This window comes from Escherichia sp. KCJ4928, from assembly GCF_004352695.1.
GTDB lineage: Bacteria > Pseudomonadota > Gammaproteobacteria > Enterobacterales > Enterobacteriaceae > ECMA0423.
This window is the reverse complement of sequence record NZ_SJWV01000202.1, coordinates 1-6856: the sequence shown is the minus strand read 5'-3', so window position 1 is coordinate 6856 and position 6856 is coordinate 1. Positions and strand designations below refer to the sequence as shown.

Below are 6856 nucleotides of genomic sequence, written 5' to 3'. Positions count from 1 at the left end.
ATACTGGGAACCGCTTCAAATTTAACGCGATAATTTTTCTCTTTTTGCTCTGGTTCCATCGCAACAAAACGTACGGTTTTGCTACTACCGGCTGGTAAAGCAAATTTAGGTGGCATAACAACCAGATGATTTGCATCACCGGATTTAATCTCAACTTCATTTTCCTGAGGCGTCGATGGATTATCGATACGGAATACTGTCGCCTTGATGTACTGAACTTCATTACTTTTAGATATTACGCGAACGTTGCCTTCACCCTGACTATTAATGGAAACAGCCATAGGATAAACAGTCATATTTGACTGTGCCAAAAAAGGAGCGAACACGAATAAAAGCGGCGTAAGCCGTGATAAGAGATTAATTTTCGCCACCATATAAATTTGATCTTACAATATTGTTTCCAAAAAGTTGGTGTATTAGAGATGTAGATTTATTGTAAGTCAATATAAAAAAGCATTTTTAGTTAATATTAAATTTAAAGGCTGGGAATTAACTTACTGAAATTTAGTAGCTTTCACAATGACGATACTTATTTTTTAGGAATTTATAAATATTCACAATATTAATTCAATACATTAATTCAATCACCAAATTTATATATGACCAATGGCATACCCATGAATAAAGTGGTATGATAACTTCGTCCGCATTCCACTCCGGGAGACGCATATGGAAATCACTGAACCACGCCGTTTGTATCAACAACTTGCCGCTGACCTGAAAGAGCGCATCGAACAGGGCGTCTATCTGGTAGGTGATAAACTGCCTGCAGAACGCTTTATTGCCGATGAAAAGAACGTCAGCCGTACGGTAGTTCGTGAAGCCATCATCATGCTGGAAGTTGAAGGCTATGTCGAAGTGCGTAAAGGTTCAGGTATTCATGTGGTTTCCAGCCAGCCGCGCCATCAGCAGGCGGCTGACAATAATATGGAATTCGCCAATTACGGTCCGTTTGAGTTGCTTCAGGCTCGCCAGCTCATCGAAAGTAATATTGCCGAGTTCGCGGCAACTCAGGTAACGAAACAAGACATCATGAAACTGATGGCCATTCAGGAACAGGCGCGCGGCGAACAATGCTTCCGTGATTCCGAGTGGGATTTACAGTTCCACATTCAGGTAGCCCTGGCGACGCAGAACTCCGCCCTGGCGGCCATCGTTGAAAAAATGTGGACCCAACGTAGCCATAACCCGTACTGGAAAAAACTGCACGAACACATTGATTCCCGTACCGTCGATAACTGGTGTGATGACCACGATCAAATCCTCAAGGCGCTGATTCGCAAAGATCCTCATGCTGCTAAGCTGGCAATGTGGCAGCACCTGGAAAACACCAAGATCATGTTATTCAACGAAACCAGCGACGACTTCGAGTTCAATGCCGACCGCTATCTGTTCGCCGAAAACCCGGTAGTGCATCTCGATACGGCCACCAGCGGCAGTAAATGAAATACCTGTCCGACAGGCGCTGCGACGCGCCTGTTTGTCTCGTCGGTAAGCGAAAAGTATAAAGTGTCAGCCTGTGTAAATCCTCTCGCCACCCTCCCCTGCATTCAGCAAAATCAGACTCCACGGACATGTAATTTTGATAACGAACAACGTTGACCTTTGTTACAATTAGATTCAATTTGAATTTATGTTTTTGAATGCTTTCTTATCTCACGATTTAACAGGGAATAGTTCAGGCTGTGTTGATGTATCAAACCCGCAGAACATACCAAAACAGCAATAACATTGCGGTAGTGCATCTTTTAAAACCAGCGTGGCGTTAACCGATTCACCAGGAATAATGAATGGAACTTTTGACCCAATTGCTGCAAGCCCTGTGGGCGCAGGATTTTGAAACCCTGGCCAATCCATCGATGATTGGCATGTTGTATTTTGTCTTGTTTGTAATTTTGTTCCTTGAAAACGGCTTGCTTCCAGCGGCCTTTTTACCGGGCGACAGTTTACTGGTATTGGTCGGCGTGTTGATTGCGAAAGGCGCGATGGGTTACCCGCAAACGATTCTGCTGCTGACCGTTGCCGCCAGCCTCGGCTGCTGGGTCAGCTATATTCAGGGGCGATGGCTGGGCAATACCCGCACCGTACAAAACTGGCTATCTCATTTACCCGCGCATTATCATCAACGCGCACACCATCTTTTTCATAAACACGGTTTATCGGCGCTGTTAATTGGTCGCTTTATTGCGTTTGTCAGAACACTGCTGCCGACGATTGCCGGGTTATCAGGGCTGAATAACGCGCGCTTTCAGTTTTTCAACTGGATGAGCGGTCTGCTGTGGGTATTGATCCTGACAACTCTGGGTTACATGCTCGGCAAAACGCCGGTATTTTTAAAGTACGAGGACCAGCTGATGTCATGCCTGATGCTGCTCCCGGTGGTGCTGCTGGTGTTTGGCCTGGCAGGTTCTCTGGTCGTGTTATGGAAAAAGAAATATGGAAATCGGGGGTAAGGGATGCAAATACCTCGCATGTCGCTTCGCCAGCTAGCCTGGTCCGGCACTGTTTTACTTCTGGTCGGCACGCTGTTGCTGGCCTGGTCCGCGGTTCGCCAGCAAGAGTCTACGCTGGCGATTCGTGCCGTTCATCAAGGCACAACGATGCCAGACGGTTTTTCGATCTGGCATCACCTTGACGCTCATGGCATTCCTTTCAAAAGTATCACCCCCAAAAACGACACTCTGTTAATTACATTTGACTCCAGCGACCAGAGCGCCGCCGCAAAAGCGGTCCTCGACAGAACATTGCCCCATGGCTACATCATTGCGCAGCAGGACAATAACAGTCAGGCTATGCAGTGGCTGACCCGGTTACGGGATAACTCTCATCGCTTCGGATAACTTCCTGTTATCCGAAACATATCACTCACTTTGGTGATTTCACCGTAACTGTCTATGATTAATGAGGCGGTGGTTAACACTACCGCTTCGTTGTCTGGACAATCGTTCCTTTGTAATAGGTCCGAATCACAATGGAAGGTTCAAGAATGAAATACCGCATCGCTTTAGCTGTTTCTCTCTTTGCTCTTAGTGCCGGTAGTTATGCCACTACCCTGTGTCAGGAAAAGGAGCAAAATATCCTTAAGGAGATCAGCTATGCCGAAAAACACCAAAACCAGAATCGTATTGACGGTCTGAATAAAGCCCTGAGTGAAGTCCGGGCCAACTGTTCAGATAGCCAGCTGCGTGCCGATCATCACAAGAAAATCGCAAAGCAGAAAGATGAGGTGGCGGAACGCCAGCAAGATTTAGCCGAGGCGAAGCAAAAAGGCGATGCCGATAAGATTGCCAAACGCGAACGGAAACTGGCAGAAGCGCAGGAAGAGCTGAAAAAGCTGGAAGCGCGCGACTACTAACTCACAATAGTCACTACTTACTCACCTGGAGAAAACTATGTCGAAAGAACACACTACGGAACATCTGCGTGCTGAGTTGAAATCCCTTTCCGATACGCTGGAAGAGGTGCTTAGCTCATCTGGCGAGAAGTCGAAAGAAGAGTTGAGTAAGATTCGTAGCAAAGCGGAGCAGGCACTGAAACAGAGCCGTTATCGCCTGGGTGAAACCGGTGATGCCATCGCCAAACAAACCCGTGTCGCGGCGGCGCGTGCTGATGAGTATGTGCGTGAAAATCCGTGGACCGGCGTGGGAATTGGCGCTGCAATCGGTGTAGTGCTCGGCGTTCTGCTGTCGCGTCGTTAATTATGGCGGACACTCATCACGCGCAAGGGCCCGGTAAAAGCGTTCTGGGCATCGGGCAGCGAATTGTTTCCATCATGGTTGAAATGGTGGAAACACGTCTGCGGCTGGCGGTGGTGGAGCTGGAAGAGGAAAAAGCTAATCTCTTTCAACTTTTACTGATGCTGGGCCTGACGATGCTTTTCGCTGCATTTGGTCTTATGAGCCTGATGGTGCTAATTATTTGGGCGGTTGATCCGCAATATCGCCTGAATGCGATGATTGCCACCACCGTGGTGTTGCTGCTACTGGCACTAATTGGCGGTATCTGGACGTTACGTAAATCGCGTAAATCCACCTTGCTGCGCCATACACGCCATGAGCTGGCAAACGATCGGCAACTGCTCGAGGAGGTGTCCCGTGAGCAGTAAAGTCGAACGTGAACGACGTAAGGCGCAACTGCTTAGCCAGATCCAGCAACAACGGCTGGATCTTTCCGCCAGTCGTCGTGAATGGCTGGAGGCAACAGGCGCTTACGATCGTCGCTGGAATATGCTGCTAAGTCTGCGCTCCTGGGCGCTGGTTGGCAGTAGCGTGATGGCGATCTGGACGATTCGCCATCCTAATATGCTGGTCCGCTGGGCCAGACGCGGTTTTGGCGTATGGAGCGCCTGGCGTCTGGTTAAAACGACCCTCAAGCAGCAACAGCTTCGCGGTTAACTTCCCTCTGGCCGGAGCAATTCCGGCCTTATCCCTCAAATTTTTTGAAGATTTTTGACAGTTTTCCTTGCTAACAATCATCATTCACCACGTTTATGATTCTCTCCATCGACAGCAACGACGCTAATACCGCGCCCTTGCACAAAAAAACAATCAGCAGCCTGAGTGGCGCAGTGGAGAGTATGATGAAAAAATTAGAAGATGTTGGTGTACTGGTAGCGCGCATTTTAATGCCGATTCTGTTTATTACCGCAGGCTGGGGAAAAATTACTGGCTACGCGGGTACCCAACAATATATGGAAGCAATGGGTGTCCCGGGTTTTATGCTGCCGCTGGTGATTCTGCTTGAGTTCGGTGGTGGTCTGGCAATCCTGTTCGGTTTCCTGACTCGCACCACAGCCCTGTTTACTGCGGGCTTTACGCTGCTGACGGCATTTTTATTTCACAGCAACTTTGCTGAAGGCGTCAACTCGCTGATGTTCATGAAAAACCTGACAATTTCTGGCGGATTCCTGCTGCTGGCAATTACCGGTCCGGGCGCGTATAGCATCGACCGCCTGCTGAATAAAAAGTGGTAAGCACGCGCTATACTTAACGATAAAAAACGAGGAGGAAGCTCCTCGTTTTTGCTATTGGAGGAGAGAAAAATGGGTCAACTGATTGACGGCGTCTGGCATGACACCTGGTACGATACCAAATCTACCGGCGGTAAATTTCAACGTTCAGCTTCCGCATTTCGTAACTGGCTCACTGCCGATGGCGCACCTGGCCCCACTGGCACAGGCGGTTTTATCGCAGAGAAAGATCGTTATCATCTCTATGTTTCACTCGCCTGCCCGTGGGCGCACCGCACGCTGATCATGCGCAAACTCAAAGGACTGGAACCGTTTATTTCCGTTTCCGTAGTGAACCCGCTGATGCTGGAAAACGGCTGGACCTTTGATGACAGTTTTCCGGGAGCAACCGGAGATACGCTCTATCAACATGAATTTCTGTATCAGCTTTATCTCCACGCCGATCCACACTACAGCGGACGAGTTACTGTTCCCGTGCTGTGGGACAAAAAGAACCACACCATCGTCAGCAACGAATCAGCAGAAATCATCCGCATGTTCAATACCGCGTTTGATGCGCTGGGCGCAAAAGCGGGTGATTACTACCCACCAGCCCTGCAAACGAAAATTGACGAACTTAACGGCTGGATTTATGACACCGTTAACAACGGCGTGTATAAAGCTGGTTTTGCCACCAGCCAGCAAGCCTACGACGAGGCGGTGGCGAAAGTGTTTGAATCGCTGGCGCGACTGGAGCAGATTTTAGGCCAGCATCGTTACCTGACCGGCAACCAGCTAACCGAAGCCGATATTCGCCTGTGGACTACGCTGGTGCGTTTTGATCCAGTGTATGTGACCCACTTCAAGTGTGATAAGCACCGCATCAGCGATTACCTTAATCTGTATGGCTTCCTGCGTGATATCTACCAGATGCCGGGAATTGCCGAAACAGTCAATTTCGATCACATCCGTAATCATTACTTCCGCAGCCATAAGACCATCAACCCTACGGGGATTATTTCAATTGGTCCATGGCAGGATCTCGATGAACCGCATGGACGAGATGTTCGCTTCGGTTAAAAAAAGGCACCTTACGAGGTGCCTCTGATAATTAGCTAAGTGCATGTTGTTCATGTCGGATGCGGCGTGAACGCCTTATCAAACCTACAAAACATTTATATTCAATATGTTGCAATGACCGCGCAGGCCAGATAAGCGTAGCGCATCTGGCGATTTTGCGCTTGTCATCAGTCTTAGCGCGCCTTCACAGCACTTTATTAATTCCTTGAACGAATATTTACTGCCATTTCATTCACGTCTATTCTTAATTTGCTGCTTTAAAAACAAGTGATTGAGCAAAATTGAGGCAAAAATGGACTGGTATCTGAAAGTACTAAAAAATTATGTCGGTTTCCGGGGTCGTGCGCGGCGCAAAGAGTACTGGATGTTTATTCTGGTCAACATCATCTTTACGTTCGTGCTGGGGCTGCTGGATAAAATGTTAGGCTGGCAACGCGCTGGTGGCGAAGGCATCCTGACGACAATCTACGGTATTCTGGTGTTTTTACCGTGGTGGGCAGTTCAGTTCCGCCGCCTGCACGACACCGACCGCTCGGCGTGGTGGGCACTGTTGTTCTTAATCCCGTTTATCGGCTGGCTTATTATCATCGTCTTTAACTGCCAGGCGGGTACGCCAGGCGAAAACCGCTTTGGACCAGATCCGAAACTGAAACCTTAAAACAAATCTGCTCGCCGGATGTCTGACTCATCCGGCTTTTATCATCATGTTGATGAATGAATAATTTACTAATGTTTATTTAAAATATTTCAATGTCGTTATATAAATTACCTATAAAAAACAACCATGTATTTATCTTAAATATCAAAACCTTTATAACATCCTAAAAA

General features: G+C 48.0%; 12 protein-coding genes. 11 read left to right on the top strand and 1 reads right to left on the bottom strand.

Annotated features, from left to right (window positions below):
* Window positions 1-374 (bottom strand): fimbria/pilus periplasmic chaperone (locus E0D98_RS20140; protein ID WP_165941040.1); only part of this gene is annotated, 374 nt, incomplete at its 3' end.
* 295 nt (window positions 375-669) lie between these two features.
* Here E0D98_RS20140 and exuR point away from each other — a divergent pair.
* The 11 genes from exuR (at window position 670) to E0D98_RS20090 (ending at window position 6686) form a co-directional block, all read left to right on the top strand.
* On the top strand, window positions 670-1446 hold the full coding sequence (gene exuR / locus E0D98_RS20135) for a transcriptional regulator ExuR (RefSeq protein WP_050877055.1): 777 nt from the start codon (window positions 670-672) through the stop codon (window positions 1444-1446).
* A gap of 239 nt (window positions 1447-1685) precedes the next feature.
* On the top strand, window positions 1686-1769 hold the full coding sequence (gene yqiM / locus E0D98_RS28025; protein ID WP_211180508.1) for a protein YqiM: 84 nt from the start codon (window positions 1686-1688) through the stop codon (window positions 1767-1769).
* Window positions 1770-1790: 21 nt separating this feature from the next.
* Complete coding sequence (gene yqjA, locus E0D98_RS20130; RefSeq protein ID WP_000422149.1) at window positions 1791-2453, top strand: DedA family general envelope maintenance protein YqjA; 663 nt, start codon at window positions 1791-1793, stop codon at window positions 2451-2453.
* Between the two features lie 3 nt (window positions 2454-2456).
* The gene (gene mzrA, locus E0D98_RS20125; RefSeq protein WP_001166768.1) at window positions 2457-2840 is read left to right on the top strand and encodes an EnvZ/OmpR regulon moderator MzrA; all 384 of its coding nucleotides are present in this window, start codon (window positions 2457-2459) and stop codon (window positions 2838-2840) included.
* A 146-nt stretch (window positions 2841-2986) separates the two neighbouring features.
* The gene (yqjC, locus tag E0D98_RS20120) at window positions 2987-3355 is read left to right on the top strand and encodes a DUF1090 family protein YqjC (protein ID WP_001297156.1); all 369 of its coding nucleotides are present in this window, start codon (window positions 2987-2989) and stop codon (window positions 3353-3355) included.
* A gap of 37 nt (window positions 3356-3392) precedes the next feature.
* Entirely contained in the window at window positions 3393-3698 is a 306-nt protein-coding gene (locus tag E0D98_RS20115; RefSeq protein ID WP_000031415.1) for a YqjD family protein, read from the top strand.
* Between the two features lie 2 nt (window positions 3699-3700).
* Complete coding sequence (locus E0D98_RS20110) at window positions 3701-4105, top strand: phage holin family protein (protein WP_032333632.1); 405 nt, start codon at window positions 3701-3703, stop codon at window positions 4103-4105.
* Window positions 4095-4394 (top strand): YqjK-like family protein, encoded by a 300-nt coding sequence (locus E0D98_RS20105; RefSeq protein WP_000096086.1) that lies wholly within the window; start codon window positions 4095-4097, stop codon window positions 4392-4394. Before E0D98_RS20110 ends, E0D98_RS20105 begins: the two co-directional genes overlap by 11 nt.
* 185 nt (window positions 4395-4579) lie before the next feature.
* The gene (locus E0D98_RS20100; protein ID WP_000732240.1) at window positions 4580-4972 is read left to right on the top strand and encodes a DoxX family protein; all 393 of its coding nucleotides are present in this window, start codon (window positions 4580-4582) and stop codon (window positions 4970-4972) included.
* Between the two features lie 69 nt (window positions 4973-5041).
* Window positions 5042-6028, top strand: a complete 987-nt coding sequence (yqjG, locus tag E0D98_RS20095) for a glutathionyl-hydroquinone reductase YqjG (protein WP_000531201.1) — start codon at window positions 5042-5044, stop codon at window positions 6026-6028.
* A gap of 292 nt (window positions 6029-6320) precedes the next feature.
* Window positions 6321-6686 carry a DUF805 domain-containing protein gene (locus E0D98_RS20090; protein WP_050877056.1) on the top strand — a complete coding sequence of 122 codons (366 nt, stop codon included), beginning with the start codon at window positions 6321-6323 and terminating at the stop codon, window positions 6684-6686.
* The last annotated feature ends 170 nt before the right edge of the window (window positions 6687-6856 follow it).